Source organism: uncultured Shewanella sp., assembly GCF_947501665.1.
Lineage (GTDB): Bacteria > Pseudomonadota > Gammaproteobacteria > Enterobacterales > Shewanellaceae > Shewanella.
Window position 1 is genome coordinate 1 of sequence record NZ_CANMWS010000122.1, and the last position, 208, is coordinate 208.

Below are 208 nucleotides of genomic sequence, written 5' to 3' on the forward strand. Positions count from 1 at the left end.
AATGAAGTATTATTGGAAGGCGATGTTTCTCATATATTGGTGTCCTCTTCAGCTTACCAAGACTTAATTAAAGGTAGTAAGAAAGAATTCACATATGATTGGATTATTATAGAAGATATTATAAATGATGCATCTGTTTCATCAGATAATGAGTCATTGCCAACAGTTGATTTAGATGATATTGCCTATGTTATTTTTACATCAGGGA

The 208-nt window shown here is 30.8% G+C and carries 1 protein-coding gene; it reads left to right on the forward strand.

The genetic code is table 11. The features are described from left to right. Window positions 1-12 precede the first annotated feature (12 nt). Window positions 13-208 (forward strand): hypothetical protein (locus Q0976_RS24155; protein ID WP_299497420.1); only part of this gene is annotated, 196 nt, incomplete at its 3' end.